The sequence below is a fragment of the Pseudomonas sp. Y3 TE3536 genome (genome assembly GCF_053629175.1).
In genome coordinates, this window is the sequence record NZ_JBRJHU010000001.1 from 2,990,171 (window position 1) to 3,010,550 (window position 20,380).

Annotated in this window: 22 protein-coding genes and 1 other RNA gene; 16 read left to right on the forward strand and 7 right to left on the reverse strand. The window is 61.5% G+C overall.

Translation table 11 applies throughout. The annotated features are described in order from the left end of the window. Positions 1–61: 61 nt before the first annotated feature. Complete coding sequence (locus tag AB7M33_RS13535) at positions 62–982, reverse strand: GlxA family transcriptional regulator (protein ID WP_172960431.1); 921 nt, start codon at positions 980–982, stop codon at positions 62–64. 213 nt (positions 983–1,195) lie between these two features. Beyond that, complete coding sequence (locus tag AB7M33_RS13540) at positions 1,196–2,236, reverse strand: NADP(H)-dependent aldo-keto reductase (RefSeq protein ID WP_099430374.1); 1,041 nt, start codon at positions 2,234–2,236, stop codon at positions 1,196–1,198. A 257-nt stretch (positions 2,237–2,493) separates the two neighbouring features. Between AB7M33_RS13540 and rplM the strand changes: the two genes are divergently transcribed. From rplM to AB7M33_RS13575, 7 genes are all read left to right on the forward strand, one after another. Continuing rightward, positions 2,494–2,922, forward strand: a complete 429-nt coding sequence (gene rplM / locus AB7M33_RS13545) for a 50S ribosomal protein L13 (protein ID WP_008097538.1) — start codon at positions 2,494–2,496, stop codon at positions 2,920–2,922. A gap of 14 nt (positions 2,923–2,936) precedes the next feature. Continuing rightward, complete coding sequence (gene rpsI / locus AB7M33_RS13550; protein ID WP_009404633.1) at positions 2,937–3,329, forward strand: 30S ribosomal protein S9; 393 nt, start codon at positions 2,937–2,939, stop codon at positions 3,327–3,329. Positions 3,330–3,591: 262 nt separating this feature from the next. Beyond that, positions 3,592–4,185, forward strand: coding sequence for a ubiquinol-cytochrome c reductase iron-sulfur subunit (gene petA, locus AB7M33_RS13555; protein ID WP_027593998.1), 594 nt, complete (start codon positions 3,592–3,594; stop codon positions 4,183–4,185). Beyond that, complete coding sequence (locus tag AB7M33_RS13560; protein WP_027593999.1) at positions 4,185–5,396, forward strand: cytochrome b; 1,212 nt, start codon at positions 4,185–4,187, stop codon at positions 5,394–5,396. The genes petA and AB7M33_RS13560 overlap by 1 nt, the downstream gene beginning before the upstream one ends. After that, positions 5,396–6,175: a cytochrome c1 gene (locus tag AB7M33_RS13565; protein ID WP_027594000.1), complete on the forward strand. Its 780-nt coding sequence runs from the start codon at positions 5,396–5,398 to the stop codon at positions 6,173–6,175. Before AB7M33_RS13560 ends, AB7M33_RS13565 begins: the two co-directional genes overlap by 1 nt. 117 nt (positions 6,176–6,292) lie before the next feature. After that, complete coding sequence (locus AB7M33_RS13570; RefSeq protein ID WP_099430373.1) at positions 6,293–6,916, forward strand: glutathione S-transferase N-terminal domain-containing protein; 624 nt, start codon at positions 6,293–6,295, stop codon at positions 6,914–6,916. Between the two features lie 10 nt (positions 6,917–6,926). After that, on the forward strand, positions 6,927–7,358 hold the full coding sequence (locus AB7M33_RS13575; RefSeq protein ID WP_027594002.1) for a ClpXP protease specificity-enhancing factor: 432 nt from the start codon (positions 6,927–6,929) through the stop codon (positions 7,356–7,358). Between the two features lie 46 nt (positions 7,359–7,404). Here the strand turns inward: AB7M33_RS13575 and AB7M33_RS13580 are convergent, their stop codons facing one another. The 5 genes from AB7M33_RS13580 to AB7M33_RS13600 form a co-directional block, all read right to left on the reverse strand. After that, positions 7,405–7,623 carry a YgdI/YgdR family lipoprotein gene (locus tag AB7M33_RS13580; RefSeq protein WP_099430372.1) on the reverse strand — a complete coding sequence of 73 codons (219 nt, stop codon included), beginning with the start codon at positions 7,621–7,623 and terminating at the stop codon, positions 7,405–7,407. Between the two features lie 142 nt (positions 7,624–7,765). Next, positions 7,766–8,344, reverse strand: coding sequence for a BON domain-containing protein (locus AB7M33_RS13585; RefSeq protein WP_027594004.1), 579 nt, complete (start codon positions 8,342–8,344; stop codon positions 7,766–7,768). Continuing rightward, a complete protein-coding gene (locus tag AB7M33_RS13590; RefSeq protein ID WP_012274070.1) occupies positions 8,341–8,934 on the reverse strand; it encodes a phosphoheptose isomerase in 594 nt (197 codons plus the stop codon). The genes AB7M33_RS13585 and AB7M33_RS13590 overlap by 4 nt, the downstream gene beginning before the upstream one ends. Before the next feature lie 86 nt (positions 8,935–9,020). Then, positions 9,021–9,392: a YraN family protein gene (locus AB7M33_RS13595; protein WP_454242975.1), complete on the reverse strand. Its 372-nt coding sequence runs from the start codon at positions 9,390–9,392 to the stop codon at positions 9,021–9,023. Further along, positions 9,392–11,209 (reverse strand): penicillin-binding protein activator, encoded by a 1,818-nt coding sequence (locus AB7M33_RS13600; RefSeq protein ID WP_099455242.1) that lies wholly within the window; start codon positions 11,207–11,209, stop codon positions 9,392–9,394. The genes AB7M33_RS13595 and AB7M33_RS13600 overlap by 1 nt, the downstream gene beginning before the upstream one ends. Before the next feature lie 187 nt (positions 11,210–11,396). Between AB7M33_RS13600 and rsmI the strand changes: the two genes are divergently transcribed. The 9 genes from rsmI (at position 11,397) to mraY (ending at position 20,376) form a co-directional block, all read left to right on the forward strand. Further along, positions 11,397–12,272, forward strand: coding sequence for a 16S rRNA (cytidine(1402)-2'-O)-methyltransferase (gene rsmI, locus AB7M33_RS13605; protein ID WP_027594007.1), 876 nt, complete (start codon positions 11,397–11,399; stop codon positions 12,270–12,272). 67 nt (positions 12,273–12,339) lie between these two features. Then, an RNA gene (gene rnpB, locus AB7M33_RS13610) (RNase P RNA component class A) lies at positions 12,340–12,713 on the forward strand. 308 nt (positions 12,714–13,021) lie between these two features. Then, positions 13,022–13,477, forward strand: coding sequence for a division/cell wall cluster transcriptional repressor MraZ (mraZ, locus tag AB7M33_RS13615; protein WP_004575120.1), 456 nt, complete (start codon positions 13,022–13,024; stop codon positions 13,475–13,477). After that, complete coding sequence (gene rsmH, locus AB7M33_RS13620; protein WP_446731405.1) at positions 13,474–14,421, forward strand: 16S rRNA (cytosine(1402)-N(4))-methyltransferase RsmH; 948 nt, start codon at positions 13,474–13,476, stop codon at positions 14,419–14,421. The genes mraZ and rsmH overlap by 4 nt, the downstream gene beginning before the upstream one ends. Further along, positions 14,418–14,711 carry a cell division protein FtsL gene (ftsL, locus tag AB7M33_RS13625; RefSeq protein WP_027594009.1) on the forward strand — a complete coding sequence of 98 codons (294 nt, stop codon included), beginning with the start codon at positions 14,418–14,420 and terminating at the stop codon, positions 14,709–14,711. The genes rsmH and ftsL overlap by 4 nt, the downstream gene beginning before the upstream one ends. Further along, a complete protein-coding gene (locus tag AB7M33_RS13630; protein WP_172960429.1) occupies positions 14,711–16,447 on the forward strand; it encodes a peptidoglycan D,D-transpeptidase FtsI family protein in 1,737 nt (578 codons plus the stop codon). The genes ftsL and AB7M33_RS13630 overlap by 1 nt, the downstream gene beginning before the upstream one ends. Next, positions 16,444–17,934 carry a UDP-N-acetylmuramoyl-L-alanyl-D-glutamate--2,6-diaminopimelate ligase gene (locus AB7M33_RS13635; RefSeq protein ID WP_265968567.1) on the forward strand — a complete coding sequence of 497 codons (1,491 nt, stop codon included), beginning with the start codon at positions 16,444–16,446 and terminating at the stop codon, positions 17,932–17,934. Before AB7M33_RS13630 ends, AB7M33_RS13635 begins: the two co-directional genes overlap by 4 nt. After that, complete coding sequence (locus AB7M33_RS13640) at positions 17,927–19,294, forward strand: UDP-N-acetylmuramoyl-tripeptide--D-alanyl-D-alanine ligase (RefSeq protein ID WP_274887979.1); 1,368 nt, start codon at positions 17,927–17,929, stop codon at positions 19,292–19,294. The genes AB7M33_RS13635 and AB7M33_RS13640 overlap by 8 nt, the downstream gene beginning before the upstream one ends. Continuing rightward, positions 19,294–20,376, forward strand: coding sequence for a phospho-N-acetylmuramoyl-pentapeptide-transferase (gene mraY, locus AB7M33_RS13645; protein WP_027594013.1), 1,083 nt, complete (start codon positions 19,294–19,296; stop codon positions 20,374–20,376). The genes AB7M33_RS13640 and mraY overlap by 1 nt, the downstream gene beginning before the upstream one ends. Positions 20,377–20,380 lie beyond the last annotated feature (4 nt).

Below are 20,380 nucleotides of genomic sequence, written 5' to 3' on the forward strand. Positions count from 1 at the left end.
ATCGCGTTCTTTTGTAGGAGCGGCCTTGTGTCGCGATGGGGCGCGTAGCGGCCCCTAGGCCTCAAGCCTCTTGCATGAACTGCTGCCGATACTGGTTCGGCGACAACTCCGTGTGCTGGCGGAACAACCGGGCAAAGAAGCTGGCGTCGTCGTAGCCCACTTCGTAGCTGATGGTCTTGATGCTCTTGCGCGTGCTCGACAACAAGCCCTTGGCGGTCTCGATCCTTAGCCGTTGCAGGTAATGCAGCGGCTTGTCGCCCGTTGCGCCCTGGAAGCGGCGCATGAAGTTGCGAATGCTCATGCCGTGGTTGCGGGCCACGTCCTCAAAGCGGAACTTGTCGGCGAAGTGCTCTTCCAGCCAATGCTGGATCTGCAGAATGATCAGGTCCTGGTGCAGTTTCTGCCCACCAAAACCCATGCGCCCCGGGGTGTAGTTGCGCTGCACTTCGTAAAGGATGTCGCGGGCCACGGCGCGGGCCACGTTGGCACCGCAGAAGCGCTCGATCAGGTAGATATACAGGTCACAGGCCGACGTCGCGCCGCCCGCGCAATAGATATTGTCGGCATCGGTCAGGTGCTTGTCCTGATTCAAGCGGATTTTCGGAAAACGCTCGGCAAAATTGGCGAAGAAACGCCAGTAGGTCGTCGCCTCCTTGCCGTCGAGCAGGCCGGACTCGGCCAGCCAGAACACGCCAGAGGCTTCAGCGCACAGCACGGCGCCACGGGCATGTTGCTCGCGCAGCCACGGCAACACCTGTGGATAACGCTGCATGAGGTTGTCGAAGTCGTCCCAGAACGCTGGGAGGATGATGATATCGGCATCGTTCAGGCCGCCGTCTACCGGCAGCTGGACATTACTGAAGCTGTCCACGGGCTGGCCGTCTGGGCTCACCAGGCCAATTTCGAACATGGGCTGCAGGCCCAGGCCCAATTGCTTGCTGTACCGCAGGCTGGCGAGGTGGAAGAAATCCTTGGCTTGCATCAAGGTCGAAGCGAACACCTTGTCAATGGCCAGGATGCTGACGCGCCGCAGCGACGCGGAGGGTTGGGTAAACATCATTGTCATTGTTCTTATAGGGTAGAGTGGTCAATCACCGGCTGGATCGTCTTATTTTTTGGCGATTGTGTCTACCCCGCAGAATTGCACGGTCCCTTTCGCGAGTTCACCCGCGAAAGGGACAGCGTTGCACTGGGTTCAGGGCGCCGGGTTGGGCTGGTCCTGATGGATCGCCTCGATCGCCGCCAGCAGCTCATCGCTCAGCTTCAGGTCCAGGCTCGCCAGGTTGCTCTCGAGCTGTTCGACGCTAGTCGCACCGATAATGTTGCTGGTCACGAACGGCTGGCGTGTGACGAACGCCAAGGCCATCTGCGCCGGGTCCAGCCCATGTGCCTGGGCCAGTTGCACATAGCGGCTGCAGGCCGCCACGGTCTGCGGGTTGGAGTAGCGGGCGAAGCGGCTGAACAGCGTCAGGCGGCCTTTTTCTGGCCGGGCGCCGTTCTCGTATTTGCCCGACAGCATGCCAAAGGCCAGCGGCGAATAAGCCAGCAGCCCGCATTGCTCACGGATGGCGATTTCCGCCAGGCCCACCTCGAAACTGCGGTTGAGCAGGTTGTACGGGTTCTGGATCGACACCGCGCGCGGCCAGCCGCGGGCTTCTGCCAGTTGCAGGAACTTCATGGTGCCCCACGGCGTTTCGTTGGACAGGCCAATGTGGCGGATCTTGCCCGCGCGCACCTGCTCGTCGAGCACTTCGAGGGTTTCTTCCAGTGGGGTGAAGTGGTCCTGTGGCAGGTGCTGATAGCCCAGCTTGCCGAAGAAGTTGGTGCTGCGCTCCGGCCAGTGCAGTTGGTACAGGTCGATGCGGTCGGTTTGCAGGCGTTTCAGGCTTTCGTCCAGCGCCGCGACGATGTGCTGGCGGTTGTGCTTGAGCTGGCCATCACGGATGTGGCTGATGCCGTTGCCGGGGCCTGCGACCTTGCTGGCCAGGATCCAGTCGTCGCGATCACGCTTTTCGCGGAACCAGTTGCCGATGATGCGCTCGGTGGCGGCATAGGTCTCTGGGCGCGGTGGCACCGGGTACATTTCGGCGGTGTCGATGAAGTTGACCCCGGCGGCCTTGGCCATCGCAATCTGCTTGAAGGCCTCGTCCTGAACGTTCTGTTCGCCCCAGGTCATGGTGCCCAGGCACAGGGCGCTGACGTTGAGATCGGTACGGCCGAGCTGGCGGTATTCCATCGGGAAAACTCTCCTTGGTAAAGAAGCCCATAAAAGCAGGTTGAAATTTTTCGCGCAATCTGGATAATTCGGCACCTCTCCGTGTGGCGGAAGTGATGCACCACCACGCAGGAAGAACCCCGTCGAACATTGGCGTGCCCGACCCGAGCCCCCAAAAGCGTCTGTGTTCGGCTGCGCGCTTGCCCTTGGCAAGCTGTGCACTATCCAGTAAGATTCGCCGTCTATTTTTCGCTGGGCGGCCTCTGAGGCTTTAGAGAATGAAAACTTTTACTGCTAAACCGGAAACAGTAAAGCGCGAGTGGTTCGTAGTCGACGCCGCTGGCCAGACCCTGGGTCGTCTGGCTACCGAAATCGCTAGCCGTCTGCGTGGCAAACACAAACCAGAATACACCCCTCACGTTGACACCGGCGACTACATCGTCGTCATCAACGCCGAGCAAATCCGTGTAACTGGCGCCAAGTCTTCCGACAAAATGTACTACTCCCACTCCGGCTTCCCAGGCGGTATCAAGGAAATCAACTTCGAGAAGTTGATCGCCAAGGCCCCTGAGCGTGTTATCGAAACCGCGGTCAAAGGCATGCTGCCGAAGAACCCGCTGGGTCGCGACATGTACCGTAAGCTGAAAGTGTACGCGGGTGCTGCTCACCCACACACTGCTCAGCAGCCTCAAGAACTGAAGATCTAACGGGATAGTTCATTATGTCGGCGACTCAAAATTACGGCACTGGCCGTCGCAAGACCGCAACCGCTCGCGTTTTCCTGCGTCCGGGTACTGGTAACATTTCCATCAACAACCGTTCTCTGGACGTGTTCTTCGGCCGCGAAACCGCTCGCATGGTTGTTCGCCAGCCGCTGGAACTGACCGAGACCGTTGAGAAGTTCGACATCTACGTCACCGTTGCTGGTGGTGGTGTCAGCGGTCAAGCCGGTGCGATCCGTCACGGTATCACCCGCGCTCTGATGGAATACGACGAAACCCTGCGTGGCGCTCTGCGTCGTGCTGGCTACGTCACCCGCGACGCTCGTGAAGTTGAGCGTAAGAAAGTGGGTCTGCGTAAAGCGCGTAAGCGTCCTCAGTACTCCAAGCGTTAATTTCGCTTCGGCAGTCGAAAAAGCCCGGTTCCTTTGGAACCGGGCTTTTTTTATGTCTTGAACTAACCTGTCAGCATGTCCGTGACGGCTTACCGCATAGACGCAGATCAAGCAAAGCGAGGGTTGTAGCCCGTAACCGGGTAATCACCTTGTCAGTGTGTGGATTTGTTTCTTACCATGGCGGCCAATTTTTAGTGCCACAGACATTACCTAAGTACAGGCCTGATCCAACAGGCCAAGCAAGCTGATGGGAGAGGACTGAATGAGCAATGACGGCGTCAACGCAGGCCGGCGCCGCTTCCTCGTAGCCGCGACCTCTGTGGTCGGGGCGGCGGGGGCAGTGGGGGCTGCGGTACCGTTCGTGGGGTCATGGTTTCCCAGTGCCAAGGCGAAAGCCGCGGGTGCACCGGTGAAGGTGAATATCGCCAAGGTCGAGGCCGGGCAGCAGATGGTGGCCGAGTGGCGTGGCCAGCCTGTGTTCATCGTACGGCGAACGGAGGAGATCCTCGGGAACCTCAAGAAGATTACCGCAGACCTGTCCGACCCCGAGTCGAAGGCCTCTGTGCAACCCACCTACGTCGACCCGCAGGTGCGCTCGATCAAGCCGGAAATACTCATTCTTGTAGGCCTGTGCACCCACCTGGGCTGCTCACCAACGTTCCGCCCTGAAGTGGCGCCCGCCGACCTGGGGCCAAAGTGGGTAGGGGGCTATTTCTGCCCGTGCCACGGTTCCCACTACGACCTGGCTGGCCGTGTCTACAAGTCGCAGCCGGCGCCTCTCAACCTGCCAGTGCCGCCGCACTCGTATGAGTCGGACGACATCATTGTCATCGGCGTCGATCAGGAGAACGCATGATGAGCAAGTTCATGGACTGGATTGATGCGCGCTTCCCCGCCACCAAGATGTGGGAAGACCACCTGAGCAAGTATTACGCGCCCAAGAACTTCAACTTCCTGTATTTCTTCGGCTCCCTGGCGTTGCTGGTGCTGGTCAACCAGATCGTCACCGGTGTGTGGCTGACCATGAGCTTCACGCCCTCGGCGGAAGAGGCCTTCGCCTCGGTCGAGTACATCATGCGTGACGTGGAATACGGCTGGATCCTGCGCTACCTGCACTCCACCGGCGCGTCGGCGTTCTTCATCGTGGTCTACCTGCACATGTTCCGCGGGCTGCTCTACGGCTCCTACCAGAAGCCACGTGAGCTGGTCTGGCTGTTCGGCATGCTGATCTACCTGGCGCTGATGGCAGAAGCCTTCATGGGCTACCTGCTGCCTTGGGGGCAGATGTCGTACTGGGGTGCCCAGGTGATCATCTCGCTGTTCGGTGCGATTCCGGTGATCGGCGACGACCTCACCCAGTGGATTCGTGGTGACTACCTGATTTCCGGTATTACCCTGAACCGCTTCTTCGCCCTGCATGTGGTAGCCCTGCCGATCGTCATCCTGGGCCTGGTGGTGCTGCACATCCTGGCCTTGCATGAAGTGGGTTCGAACAACCCCGATGGCGTCGACATCAAGAAGAAAAAGGACGAAAACGGTATCCCGCTGGACGGCATTCCGTTCCACCCGTACTACACCGTCAAGGACATTGTCGGCGTGGTCGTGTTCCTCTTCGTGTTCTGCGCCGTGGTGTTCTTCTTCCCGGAAATGGGCGGTTACTTCCTGGAGAAACCGAACTTCGAGCAGGCGAACGCCTTCAAGACGCCTGAGCACATTGCGCCGGTGTGGTACTTCACGCCGTTCTACGCGATCTTGCGTGCGGTGCCTGACAAACTCATGGGTGTGATCGCCATGGGGGCCGCCATCGCCGTGCTGTTCGTGTTGCCTTGGCTCGACCGCAGCCCTGTGCGCTCCATGCGTTACAAAGGCTGGATCAGCAAGCTCTTCCTGCTGGTGTTCTGCGTGGCCTTCGTCATCCTCGGCATATTGGGCGTGCTGGCACCGACACCAGGGCGCACCTTGCTGTCGCAGGTGTGCACGGTGTTGTACTTCGCCTACTTCCTGCTGATGCCGTTCTACACAAGGCTCGAGAAGACCAAACCGGTTCCGGAAAGGGTGACTGGCTGATGAAAAAGTTGATTGCAGTATTTTTGCTGGCAGTGATGCCTGCCTTTTCCTTTGCTGCGGAACACGGCCTGGAGCTGGACAAGGTCGACATCGACCTGACCGACAAAGCTGCCATGCAGGATGGTGCGCGTACCTTTGCCAACTATTGCATGGGTTGCCACAGCGCCAAGTTCCAGCGCTACGAGCGGGTCGCCGATGACCTGGGTATCCCCCACGAGCTGATGCTTGAAAAGCTGGTGTTCACCGGTGCCAAGATTGGTGACCACATGAACATCGGCATGAAGCCAAGCGATGCCAAGACCTGGTTCGGCGCCGCGCCACCCGACCTGACCCTGGTCGCCCGGGTGCGGGGTACCGATTGGCTGTACACCTACCTGCGCAGCTTCTATGAGGACAAGTCGCGTCCTTATGGGGTGAACAACAAGGTGTTCCCTAACGTCGGCATGCCCAACGTACTGGTCGGCCTGCAGGGCAACCAGGTGGTTGGCTGCAAGCAGGTGCAGAGTGTGGTCGATGGCAAGAAGCAGTTTGACCCGCTGACGGGCAGCCCATTGACCCATGAAGCGTGCGACCAGCTGACCATCACGCCGAATTCCGGTACCCTGACGACCGAGCAGTTCGACGAGAAGGTCAAGAACCTGGTGACCTTCCTGGCCTATTCGGCCAACCCGGTCAAACTGGAAAGCCAGCGCATTGGTACCTATGTGTTGCTGTACCTGGCTTTCTTCTTCGTATTCGCCTATTTGCTCAAGCGTGAATACTGGAAGGACGTGCACTGATCACGCAGTAATTTCTGGTAGTTGAACGCGCCCGGGGGGCCCTAGCAGATTTGCCAGGGTACCCCGGGCGCGTTTTCATTTAGAGTTTTACGAGCATCTCGTGCGAGGAGGCGCTACATGGGCGCAACCAACAGGTTAGCCTGCTATTCCGATCCCGCTGATCACTATTCTCATCGGGTACGCCTCGTTCTTGCCGAAAAAGGCATCAGCGTGCAGATCGTCGACGTCGATCCTGGCCGTCTGCCGCCCAAGCTGGTTGAGGTGAACCCCTATGGGAGCGTGCCGACCTTGGTCGACCGCGACCTGGCGTTGTATGAGTCGACCGTGGTGATGGAATACCTCGAAGAGCGTTACCCGCATCCACCCTTGATGCCGGTGTACCCTGTGGCGCGCGGCAACAGCCGCCTGCTCATGCACCGCATCCAGCGTGACTGGTGTGCCCTGGCGGACACCGTGCTCGACGCGCGCAGCACTGACGCTGCCCGGGCCGAGGCGCGCAAGGCGCTGCGTGAGAGCTTGACCGGTGTCTCGCCGCTGTTCGGTGAGTTCGCCTGCTTCATGAGTGATGAGCAAAGCCTGGTCGATTGTTGTCTATTGCCCATACTCTGGCGTTTGCCGGTCATGGGTATCGAATTGCCGCGGCAAGCCAAGCCGCTGCTAGATTACATGGAGCGACAGTTCGCCCGCGAGCCTTTCATGGCGAGCCTGTCCTCCGTAGAACGTGAAATGCGCAAGCTTTAAGGAGCTGTTGATGAACTCCAGTCGCCCCTATCTGGTTCGAGCACTGTACGAGTGGATCGTCGACAACGATTGCACGCCTCATATGCTGGTCAATGCCGAGTTCCCGGCAGTCCAGGTGCCGCAAGGTTTTGCCAGTGATGGTCAGATTGTCCTGAATATCTCGCCGAGCGCCGTGCGCAGCCTGCACATGGATAACGATGCGGTGAGCTTCGAGGGCCGCTTCGGCGGCGTCGCCCACACGTTGTTCGTGCCGATTGGTGCGATCCTCGGTATCTACGCCCGTGAGAACGGGCAGGGCATGGTCTTCGAGCTGGAGCCGTCGTTGCTGGAAGGCGATGAGCTGGAAGACGACGACGTCGAGCCGGATGATGACGGCCCACCTGAAGGGGGTGGCCAGCCGCCGCGTCCGACAGGCCGGCCGAGCCTCAAAGTGGTCAAGTAACAAAAAAGGCGATCCAACCGGATCGCCTTTTTATTTGCACCTGCGATTACAGGTCGCTGATGGTGCGCACCTGGTCTTTGTTGATGCGGGTGCGTTTGCCGTCGAGTTGCTGGAACTCGTAGAAGCCGGTGGCTTTCTCGTAGCGCGGCGCGTCGACGGCCTGGAACTCGCGGCCGTCGTTCAGGGTGATCAGGCTAGGGGTGGAGCAGCCGGCCAGGGTGGCGAAGGTGCCAATCAGCAGGGCAGGCAGCAGGAGCTTCTTCATGCGGTGTTTCCTGAATTTCTGAAGGGTAAAGCTTTGTGGTGGCCTGTATGCGCCTCATCGCCGGCAAGCCGGCTCCCACAGGTAAACCACGAACCCTGCGAGAGCCGGCTTGCCGGCGATGAGATCGGAACAGGCCAATGAATCAGTCGATGTACTCGAACAGCTTGACGATCTTCTGCACGCCCGACACGCTCTGAACCACGCCGGTGGCGGCGTTGGCCTCTTGCTGGGTCACCAGGCCGAGCAGGTAGACGATACCGTTTTCGGTAATCACCTTGATCCGCGAGCTTGGCACGGCGTTGTCGGTCAGCATCTGGGTCTTGATCTTGGTGGTCAGCCAGGCGTCGTTGTTGCGCGCGAGGATGGAGGACGGCTGCATCACCTGCAGTTCGTTGTGCACCTTCTTCACGCGCTGCACTTGGCCTGCAGTCTGCTCGGCCAGGCTCTTGAGGTCGGCGCGCGGGGTTTGGCCGGCGAGCAGGACAATACCGTTGTAGCTGCTGACAACGATGTGCGAGCCCTTGTCCAGGTCTGGGCTGGCCTTGGAAATATTCACCGCAGCCTTGGTTTCGATCAGCGAGTCATCGATCTTGCTGCCAATGGTGCGCGTGCCGCGATCGTCCTCGATTGGCGAATTGCGGGTGGAGGTCAGCACCGAGCTGCAGCCGGTAACGCTCAGGCACAGGGTCAGGGCCATCAGGCCGAGGCGCATAGGGGTCATTCTTCACTCCCGAACAGTTGGCTGTCGATCAGGTCGCACAGGCAGTGGATCGCCAGCAGGTGGACTTCCTGGATACGCGCGGTGACTGTCGAGGGCACGCGGATTTCCACGTCCTCGGGCAGCAGCAGCGAAGCCATGCCGCCACCGTCACGTCCAGTCAATGCTACGACAATCATTTCGCGATCATGTGCGGCCTGGATCGCTTGAATCACGTTGGCCGAGTTGCCGCTGGTGGAAATCGCCAGCAACACATCGCCGGGCTGGCCCAAGGCGCGAATCTGTTTGGAAAAGACTTCGTTGTAGCTGTAGTCATTGGCAATCGAGGTCAGTGTCGAGCTGTCGGTTGTCAATGCGATGGCCGGCAGGCTCGGGCGCTCGCGCTCGAAGCGGTTGAGCAGCTCTGACGAGAAGTGCTGGGCATCGCCGGCCGAGCCGCCGTTGCCGCAGGCGAGCATCTTGCCCTCGTTGAGAAGCGCATTGACCATGACCAGGCTGGCCTGCTCGATGTGCGGTGCCAGGATGTCCATTGCCTGTTGCTTGGTATCGATGCTGGCCTGGAACAGCCGGCGAATTCGGGATTGCATGTCCATCTGGTGACCTTAAGTGGGGCGGTGGCCTTTGCTGCGCGCATCAACGACCAGCCCGCGAAACATAGAGCAAAAAATATGAAGTGGGTTCAGCATTCGAAGGCGTTTTTCAGCCATTGAAGCGGTCTGCCTGCGTGGTGGCTGCCCTGCAGGGCGACAACGTCGAAGCGGCAGGGGTGTGTGGCCCAGCGGCACTCCTTCTGCAGGAAAAGGCTGGCAGCCAGCACCAGCCGTTTCTGCTTGCGCCCGTCGATACTGCCGAGGGCGCCACCGAAGCTCGCGTGCAGCCGGTAGCGGACTTCGACGAATACTACTGTATCGGCGTCGAGCATGACCAGATCAAGCTCACCGCCTTTGCATCGCCAATTGCGTGTCAGCAGCTGCAAACCTTGCCCTTGGAGGTACTCAAGGGCAAGGTTTTCGGCTGCATGGCCGGCCTGGGTAGGCGATGCGTCGGGCATCAGCGGGCGGTGTCTGGCAGGCGCTTGACCTGGCCACCGGCGAACTCGGCCCACGGCAGTTGACGTTCGATGCGCTGGTTGGCGTTCATGCTCAGGCTGCCGGACAGGCCCTGGATGCGGTTATCCGGCAGGGCTTTCAGCTGGCCCAAGCGCGGCGCCAGGCTGTAGGCATCCACACCCATGGCGTACAGGCGGCCGAGGCTGCCGGCTGCTTGTGGCCATTGCTGGACCACTTGCTGGCGCAGGCTGTTGCTGGTGTCGAGCAGCCACGGTGTTTCGCAGAAGCGAATGCCGTTCATGTCGTTGTACTGGTTGACGTCACCGCTGGCGCTGTACAGGTTCGAGGTGGCGTAGACCGGCACGTCGCCCGCGTACTGGAAGTTCAGCGTCGGCTTGATCTGCTGGGCCTGCTGCGGCGTCGAGGCGAGGAAGATGAAGTCGATGTCCTGGCGGCGCGATGGCTGCGCGGCGATGTTGCCGCCTACCGTGCTTTGCAGGCTCTTGGCGCGGCCTTCGCTTTGGCGCAGTTGGAACAGGTCGGCAATTTGCTGGGCCAGGGCGACCGGCTGAGCGATGCGCTCGGCGGCGAGCAGGGTGCCGCCGTTGCTTTCCCAGTCTTTGCGGAAAGCGGCGAGCACGCGGTCGCCCCATTCACCGCTTGGCACCAGGGCAACGGCACGTACCTTGCCGTCGGCGCGGGCGCGGCGCGAGACTTCGCGGGCTTCGTCTTCAGCGGCGAGGCCGAACTGGAAGAGTTGCGGCGGGGCTGTCTGGCCGGCGTCTGCATAGTTCAGTGCCAGCGTGGTGATTGGCAACTGCTGATTAGCAGCGAGCTTCTTCACCAGGGGTTTTTCCAGCGGGCCGACTACAAGTTGCACACCAGCGGCCTGGGCCTGGCGGTAGAAGTCGTCCAGCGAGGTGATGCGCGAGCTGTCGAATACCTGCACGGCTGGCGCCGGTTGGCCCGACTGCTGGGCCTGGAAGTGAGCGGCCATGAAACCATCGCGCAGCGCGCGGGCGACACCCGCCAAAGGCCCTTCCTGGGGCAGCAGCAGGGCGATCTTGGTCAATGGTTGGCTGGCCAGCTCCTTGAGCTTGACCAGCGCCACCGGCAGTTGCTGGGCGGCTGGGTGGTCCGGGTGCTGTTTGCGCCAGGCATCGATGGCGGCTTGCTGTTGCTCCAGGGTGCCGGCGGTTTTCACCGCCAGGGCCAGGCTGGTCCAGCCGGCCAGGACCGGGTCGGTGGCGGGCTGCTGCAACTGCTCTGCCGGCAATGCGGCAACCAGTGCCCAGATGGCGTCATTGTTGGCGCTGGCGGCCTGGCCGCTGAGCAGCGGGGCGAGCAGGATGCGCTGTTGTGCCGCTGCTAGCGACTGGCCATCGGCTTCAAGGGCGGCCGCGTGGACGCTGTAGGTGCGTGCTTGCTGTTCTACCGGCAGTTCGCCAACGCGCTGCAGGCTGGGGTGCGACAGCGCGCTCAGCGCCGCTTTGGGCTGGTTGCGGCTCATCGCCAGCTCGGCGCCAAGGGTGCTGGCGAACACTTGCTGGGCGGGCTTGAGCGTGTCCATCGGGACCTGCTCGAGAATGCGTGCGGCGCGCGGGTAGTCCTTCTGCTTGTACGCAAGGTCTGCGGCGCTCAGGCGCAGCAGGGCGGCATCTTCCGCGGACTTGCTGGAGGCGGCCTTTTCGAGCAGTTGCTCGATACTGGCGTCCGGAGTGCGCGGCAGCTCGCCCAGGCTGGATGAGGGCGAGCTGGCGCAGGCTGCCAGCAGGGTAGCGAGGCAGAGGGCTGAGAGCAGCCGCAGGCAAGCGATCATGTAAAGGTCCTGTTACTCGATCAAGTTGGCCGGCAATTGTACCCAAGCACTGGCCGGGGCGCGATGTTGCTGATGCTGATCCTTCACTATAGGCGGCTGGCCGGTGAACGCCTGCGAAGTTCTTTGCGCCCTGTTGCGGGCGCTCGGGCTACAATGGCGCCTTTGATCCGAAAGACAGGTGTGCGCAGTGACTGATGTGGCAGGGGCTTCGAAATCCACCGTGGGTACGCTGTATGTGGTCGCAACGCCCATCGGCAACCTCGACGACATGAGCGCCAGGGCGCTGAAGGTGCTGGCGGATGTCGCCCTGATCGCGGCCGAGGACACGCGCCACTCGATCCGCCTGCTGCAGCATTTCGGTATCGACACACCGCTGGCGGCCTGCCATGAGCACAATGAACGTGACGAAGGTGGGCGTTTCCTGACCAAGCTGTTGGCCGGCGACAACGTGGCGCTGGTGTCCGACGCCGGTACGCCGTTGATTTCCGACCCTGGCTACCACCTGGTGCGCCAGGCGCGGGCGGCGGGTGTGAATGTGGTGCCGGTGCCCGGTGCGTGCGCGTTGATCGCCGCGCTTTCTGCGGCGGGTCTGCCCTCCGACCGTTTCATCTTCGAAGGCTTTTTGCCGGCGAAGACGGCGGGGCGCCGGGCACGCCTGGAGCAGGTGAAGGAAGAGCCACGTACGTTGATCTTCTATGAGGCCCCTCACCGCATCCTCGAGTGCCTCGAAGACATGGAGGCGGTGTTCGGTGCTGAGCGCCCGGCGCTGTTGGCGCGCGAGCTGACCAAAACCTTCGAAACCCTCAAAGGGCTGCCCTTGGCCGAGTTGCGTGCTTTTGTCGCGGCCGATAGCAATCAGCAGCGCGGAGAGTGCGTTGTATTGGTGGGCGGCTGGAGTGCGCCTGAGGGCGAGCAGGCCATCAGTGTCGAGGCGCAGCGTGTGCTGGACTTGCTGTTAGCGGAGTTGCCGCTCAAACGGGCGGCGGCACTTGCGGCGGAAATTACCGGCGTACGTAAGAACCTGTTGTATCAACTTGCCTTGGAAAAGCAGAAAGCACAGTAGTGGCAATTTGATATAGTTTACGGTATCGCTTGTTCTTGAGCGCGGCTGCCGTTAACCTTGTCAGCGGAGAGTCGATTGGACAGTCGCTGCCTGCTTTTGTTCCGCAGCTTTTGTTGCGAAACGGCAGGGGGAGGAAAGTCCGGGCTCCATAGGGCAGAGTGCCAGGTAATGCCTGGGAGGCGTGAGCCTACGGAAAGTGCCACAGAAAATAACCGCCTAAGCACTTCGGTGCCGGTAAGGGTGAAAAGGTGCGGTAAGAGCGCACCGCGCGACTGGCAACAGTTCGTGGCTAGGTAAACCCCACTCGGAGCAAGACCAAATAGGGTTCCATTAGGCGTGGCCCGCGTCGGAACCGGGTAGGTTGCTAGAGGCGTCCAGTGATGGCCGTCGTAGAGGAATGACTGTCCTCGACAAAACCCGGCTTACAGATCGACTCTCCACCTCTCCCTCCCTGCTTGAATCGATAGCAGGCGCGCGCTGGTAATACCGAAAAAATCTTACTCTTAATAAATCACTTTAACTTCGAACTCCATACGCTTGCGTGGGTTTGATTTTTCTCGTGTTTTTTTCCCGCCTGAACTCTTTCCACATTCCTTTATCGCGCTAAATCTCGGTCCTGTAAGGCTTTTCCTTATGAACGTGCCTTGACGGTGCAGCGGGCGGATTCCTATAGTGTGCGCAAGTGGCAGAAAGTGGGATGAAGTGGGTTTTCTGGCACAAAAAAGCTACCATTGTGGGGAATCGCAGCCGTGTTCCGCGGAGCCAACGCCGTCAGCCTCGATGCCAAAGGCCGTCTCGCCATGCCGAGCCGGTACCGCGACGAGCTCGATTCGCGTTGCAATGGTCAGCTGATCGTGACCATCGATGCTGTAGACCCCTGCTTGTGTGTCTACCCCCTCGATGAGTGGGAACAGATAGAAGCCAAGTTGCGTGCCTTGCCGTCGTTGCGTGAGGAAAACCGCCGCCTGCAGCGTTTGCTGATCGGTAATGCGGTTGACCTGGAGCTCGATGGCAGTGGGCGTTTCCTGGTACCGCCCCGCCTGCGTGAGTACGCCAAGCTCGACAAGAAGGCGATGCTGGTGGGGCAACTGAACAAATTCCAGCTGTGGGATGAGGATGCCTGGAACGCGGTTTCGGCAGCCGACCTTGCAGCTATTCAACAACCGGGCGCCATGCCCGACGAATTGCGTGACCTGATCCTGTGACCATAGATAGCGGCTTCAACCACATTACCGTCCTGCTCGACGAAGCTGTCGAGGCATTGGCCCTGCGCGCCGACGGTTGCTATCTGGACGGCACCTTTGGCCGTGGCGGACACAGCCGTCTGATCCTCAGCAAGCTCGGGCCGCAAGGGCGGCTGCTGGGCTTCGACAAAGATCCACAGGCGATTGCCACAGGGCAAGCGCTGGCGGCCGAAGACGGCCGCTTTGTCATTGTGCAGCGCAGCTTTGCCGAGTTGGGCGCGGAAGTGGCCGAACGCGGCCTGGCTGGCAAGGTCAGCGGTATCCTGCTTGACCTGGGCGTTTCCTCGCCGCAGCTGGATGATCCTGAGCGCGGCTTCAGTTTCCTCAATGATGGCCCGCTGGACATGCGCATGAACCCTGACCAGGGCATCAGCGCTGCCGAGTTCATCGCTACCGCATCCGTGGAAGAAATTGCCCGCGTATTCAAAGAGTACGGCGAGGAGCGTTTTGCCGGGCGCATGGCGCGCGCCGTCGTGGAACGCCGCGAAAAGCAGCCCTTCACCCGTACTGCCGACCTGGCCGAAGTGCTCAAGGTCGCCAACCCGGCGTGGGAAAAGGGCAAGAACCCGGCCACCCGTGCCTTCCAAGGCCTGCGCATCCACGTCAACAACGAGTTGGGTGACCTTGAGGCTGGGCTTGAGGCCGCGCTTGATGCGCTGGAAATCGGTGGTCGCCTGGCGGTCATCAGCTTCCACTCGCTCGAAGACCGCATCGTCAAATTGTTCATGCGCAAGCTGGTCAAGGGCGAGGCAGACAACCTGCCGCGCAACCTGCCGGTACAGCACAAGGTCTTCGAACCGAAAATCAAGCTCATCGGCAAGGCGCAGTTCGCGTCCGAGGCTGAGCTCAAGGCCAACCCGCGGTCGCGCAGCGCCGTGATGCGGGTGGCGGAGAAGCTGCGGTGAGCAGGCTGTTTGCCAAGCCATTGCCAGGCGGAAGCTTCCTGATGCTTCTGCTGTTCGTCGGTGTCCTGGTTTCGGCCATCGCCGTGTCCTACAGCGCCCACTGGAACCGTCAGTTGCTCAATACCCTGTACGGCGAATTGAGCGAGCGTGACAAGGCCCAGGCCGAATGGGGGCGCTTGATCCTTGAGCAAAGCACCTGGACCGCCCACAGCCGTATCGAGAGCCTCGCTTCCGAGCAATTGAAAATGCGCGTCCCTGCGGCTGACGAAGTGCGGATGGTGGCGCCATGATGAAGCTCGAAGGCGCACTCTACCCCTGGCGCTTCCGGGTAGTGATCGGTTTGCTGGCACTGATGGTGGGTGCCATCTGCTGGCGCATCATCGACCTGCAGGTCGTCGACCGTGACTTCCTCAAGGGCCAGGGTGACGCCCGCAGCCTGCGGCATATTCCGATTCCTGCGCACCGTGGCCTGATCACCGACCGCAACGGCGAGCCGTTGGCGGTCAGTACGCCGGTCACCACCCTGTGGGCCAACCCCAAGGAAATGCAGGCCGCCAAGGACCGTTGGCCGCAGCTGGCGGCTGCATTGGGGCAAAACGCCCAGCAGTTGACCGAGCGCCTGACTCAACAGGCCAACAAGGAATTCATCTACCTGGTCCGCGGGCTGACCCCGGAGCAGGGCCAGCAGGTGCTCGACCTGAAAGTGCCGGGCGTGTATGGCCTGGAAGAGTTCCGCCGGTTCTACCCGGCCGGTGATGTCACCGCGCACATGGTCGGCTTTACCGACCTCGATGACCACGGGCGTGAAGGGGTAGAGCTGGCCTACGACGAATGGCTGGCCGGCGTGCCGGGCAAGCGACAGGTGATCAAGGACCGGCGTGGCCGGCTGATCAAGGACATTCAGGTCACCAAAAACGCCAAGGCCGGTAAGACCTTGGCGTTGTCGATAGACCTGCGCCTGCAATACCTGGCCACTCGCGAACTGCGCAACGCCATTGCCGAACAGGAAGCCAAGGCCGGCAGCCTGGTGATCATGGACGTCAAGACCGGTGAAGTCCTGGCCATGGTCAACCAGCCGACCTACAACCCGAACAACCGCCGCAGCATGTTCCCTGCCGCAATGCGTAACCGGGCGATCATCGACGTGTTCGAGCCAGGTTCGACCGTGAAGCCGATCTCCATGAGTGCGGCGCTGCAGAGCGGGCGCTGGAAAACCACCGACAAGGTCGAGGTTTACCCGGGCAGCCTGCAGATCGGCCGCTACACCATCAAGGACGTTTCCCGCAGCGAGGGCCCGATCCTCGACCTGACCGGCATCCTGATCAACTCCTCCAACGTCGGCATGAGCAAGATCGCTTTCGACATCGGTGGCGAGGCCATCTACCGGGTCATGTCCCAGGTTGGCCTGGGGCAATACACCGGCCTGGGCTTCCCGGGCGAGCGGGTGGGCAACCTGCCTAACCACCGTGAGTGGCGCAAGGCCGAGACCGCGACCCTGTCCTATGGCTATGGCGTATCGGTGACTGCTCTGCAGCTGGTGCATGCCTACGCGGCGCTGGCCAACGACGGCAAGATGGTGCCGCTGTCGATCCTCAAGGTGGACAAGGCGCCCGAGGCTGTTCAGGCGATTCCGAAAGAAACCGCCGAAACCGTCCAAGGCATGCTGCAGCAGGTGATCGAGGCGCCGCGCGGGGTATTCCGTGCGCAGGTGCCGTTCTATCACGTGGGTGGCAAGTCCGGTACGGCGCGTAAGGCGACCGTTGGTTCCAAGGGCTACACCGAAAACGCCTACCGCTCGCTGTTCGCAGGCTTCGGCCCGATGAGCGATCCGCGTTACGCCATCGTCGTGGTCATTGATGAACCGAGCAAGGGCGGCTACTTCGGTGGTCTGGTTTCGGCGCCTGTGTTCAGCAAGGTCATGTCGGGCACCCTGCGTTTGATGAACGTGCCGCCAGACAACCTGCCGCCGCCACCCACCGCACAACCACAAGTCACTGCAGCTGCCGCCAAGGGAGGGCGTGGATGATGACAATGCCATTGAGCAAGCTTTTCGCCCACGCCAGTCGCGATCCGCTGATCCGCGAGCTGACCCTGGACAGCCGCGCCGTGCGTCCGGGTGACCTGTTCCTGGCCGTCCCGGGTGCCAAGGTCGATGGCCGCGACCATATCGCCGATGCCTTGGCCCGTCGTGCTGCCGCCGTTGCCTACGAAGAGCAGGGCGCTACCGTGCTGCCGATCACCGACGTGCCGCTGATTCCGGTCAAGGGCCTGATCGCCCAGCTGTCGGATATCGCCGGTCGCTTCTATGGCGAACCGAGCCGCCAGTTGAACCTGGTCGGGGTTACCGGCACCAACGGCAAGACTAGTGTCACGCAACTGGTGGCCCAAGCGCTTGACGTGCTGGGCCAGCGTTGCGGCCTGATCGGCACCCTGGGTACCGGCTTCTACGGTGAGCTGCAGAGCGGCCGCCTGACCACGCCAGACCCGATCGCGGTGCAGTCGACGCTCTACGACCTGAAAAAGGGCGGTGCCAAGGCCGTGGCGATGGAGGTGTCCTCGCATGCCCTGGAGCAGGGGCGCGTCGCCGCGCTGGAATTCGATATCGCGGTCATGACCAACCTGTCCCGTGATCATCTGGATTACCACGGCAGCATGGAGGCCTATGAGGCCGCCAAGGCCAAGCTGTTCGCCTGGCGCAGCCTGCGCTGCCAGGTGGTCAACCTGGACGACGATTTTGGCCGCCGCCTGGCGCTGGCGTATGCCCGCCGTCCGAGTGCCGATCATATCGAGACCCGGCTGCTCAGCTACAGCCTGGAAAACCCGGAAGCGTCGTTGTATTGCCGTGAAGCCACCTTCGATGACGATGGCGTGCGCGCAATCCTCGTGACCGCCCAGGGTGAGCGTACGTTGCGCAGCCAGCTGCTTGGCCGCTTCAACCTGAGCAACATGCTCGCGGCCGTAGCCACGCTGCTGGCACTGGATTATTCGCTGGACGAAATTCTCAAGGTCACCCCGCAGTTGCAAGGGCCGGTTGGCCGCATGCAGCGCTTGGGTGGCGGCGACAAACCGCTGGTGGTGGTCGATTACGCCCACACCCCGGATGCCCTGGAAAAAGTACTCGAGGCCCTGCGCCCACATGCGCACGGCAAGCTGCTGTGCCTGTTCGGCTGCGGTGGCGACCGTGACCGTGGCAAGCGCCCGCTGATGGCCGGCGTGGCCGAGCGCCTGGCCGACCGCGTGCTGGTTACCGATGACAACCCGCGCAGTGAAGACCCACTGCGGATCTTCGACGATATCCGCCCTGGTTTTGCCAAGCCAGACAGCGTCGAGTTCGTCGCTGGCCGCGGCGAAGCCATCGCCCACCTGATCGCCACTGCCGCAGCCGATGACGTTATCGTCCTGGCCGGCAAGGGGCACGAGGATTACCAGGAGATTCACGGCGAGCGCCACGATTTCTCCGATCTGGTCGAAGCCGAGAAGGCACTTGCAGCCTGGGAGGCTCCACATGCTTAAAGCCATGACACTCAGCCAGCTGACCACAGCACTGAGTGCTCGCCTGGTCAACGCCGACGCCAGCTTTAACGGCGTCAGCATCGACAGCCGCAGCGTTACCGCCGGGCAGTTGTTCGTCGCGCTGACGGGGCCACGCTTCGATGGCCATGATTACCTGGCCGATGTAAAAGCCAAGGGCGCCGTTGCCGCACTGGTCGAGCGCGAAGTTGCCGATGTCGACCTGCCGCAGTTGCTGGTCGCCGACTGCCGTCTGGCCCTGGGCCAGCTCGGGGCGCTGAACCGTGCTGCGTTCGACAAGCCTGTCGTAGCCATCACCGGCTCCAGCGGCAAGACCACGGTCAAGGAAATGCTGGCCAGCATCCTGCGCACCCGTGGCCTGGTGCATGCCACGCGCGGCAACCTGAACAACGACCTCGGTGCCCCGCTGACCCTGCTGGAAATTGCCCCGGAGCACAGCGCGGCGGTGATCGAACTCGGCGCTTCGCGCATCGGTGAGATCCGCTACACCGTCGGCCTGACCCAGCCCCAGGTGGTCATCATCAATAACGCCGGCACCGCCCACGTGGGTGAGTTCGGCGGCCCTGAGAAAATTGTCGAAGCCAAGGGCGAGATCCTCGAAGGCCTGGGCGAGGGCGGCACGGCCATCCTCAACCTGGACGACAAGGCCTTTGGCATCTGGAAGGCACGTGCAGGGGCGCACACGGTCATCAGCTTCGCCCGCACTAACGTTAGCGCCGATTTCCATGCCACCGACATTGGTCGTGATGCGCGTGGTTGCCCGTCGTTCAAGCTGCATGGCGCCGGTGAAACCGTAGACGTGCAACTCAACGTGCTGGGCGAGCACAACGTCAGCAACGCGCTGGCCGCCGCCGCCGCTGCCCATGCCGTCGGTCTGAGCCTGAGCGGCATCGCCGCCGGGCTGAACGCCGTGCAACCGGTCAAGGGCCGCACCGTGGCGCAGATCGCGCCAAATGGTGTGCGCGTGATCGACGACAGTTACAACGCAAATCCCACCTCCATGTGCGCGGCCATTGATATACTCGCCGGCTTTTCCGGCCGCACCGTCCTGGTGCTCGGGGATATCGGCGAATTGGGCCAATGGGCGGAAGAAGGCCACCGTCAGGTGGGTGACTACGCGCGTGGCAAGGTCGACGCCCTGTACGCAGTGGGTACCAACATGACACATGCGGTCAAGGCGTTCGGCGCCAATGGCCGTCATTTCGCTACTCAAGCTGAGCTGATCGACGCGGTTAGCGCCGAAAATGCCAGCGACACCACAATCTTGATCAAGGGCTCGCGTAGCGCTGCGATGGAAAACGTCGTGGCGGCTTTGTGTGGTTCAAGCGGGGAGAAACATTAATGCTGCTGCTGTTGGCTGAGTATCTGCAACAGTTCCATAAAGGCTTCGCGGTCTTCCAGTACCTGTCCCTGCGCGGGATCCTCGGTGTACTGACCGCGTTGTCACTGGCGCTGTGGCTGGGCCCTTGGATGATCCGTACCCTGCAGATCCGCCAGATCGGTCAGGCTGTCCGTAACGACGGCCCGCAATCGCACTTGTCCAAATCCGGCACCCCCACCATGGGCGGCGCGCTGATCCTGTCCGCTATCGCCGTCAGCACCCTGCTGTGGGCTGACCTGTCCAACCGCTACGTGTGGGTCGTGCTGATCGTCACCCTGGCGTTTGGCGCCATTGGCTGGGTCGACGACTACCGCAAGGTGATAGAAAAGAACTCCCGTGGCTTGCCAAGCCGCTGGAAGTACTTCTGGCAGTCGGTGTTTGGCCTGGCTGCTGCGGTCTTCCTTTACAAGACCGCCCCGACCAGCGTCGAAACCACACTGATCCTGCCGTTCATCAAGGATGTCACCATCCCGCTGGGCGTTGGCTTCATCGTTCTGACCTACTTCGTCATCGTCGGCTCCAGCAACGCGGTCAACCTCACCGATGGCCTTGACGGCCTGGCCATCATGCCAACGGTCATGGTGGGCGGTGCATTGGGCATCTTCTGCTACCTGTCGGGTAACGTGAAATTCGCTGAGTACCTGCTGATCCCGTATGTGCCGGGTTCAGGGGAACTGATCGTGTTCTGCGGCGCATTGATCGGCGCTGGCCTGGGCTTCCTGTGGTTCAACACTTACCCGGCGCAAGTCTTCATGGGTGACGTTGGCGCGCTGGCGCTGGGCGCCGCGCTGGGCACCATCGCGGTGATCGTTCGCCAGGAAATCGTCCTGTTCATCATGGGCGGCATCTTCGTGGTGGAGACCCTGTCGGTGGTGATCCAGGTCGCCTCCTTCAAGTTGACCGGCAAGCGTGTGTTCCGCATGGCGCCGATCCACCACCACTTTGAACTCAAGGGCTGGCCTGAGCCACGGGTGATCGTCCGTTTCTGGATCATCACCGTGATTCTGGTGCTGGTCGGCCTTGCAACCCTGAAACTGAGGTAGATGA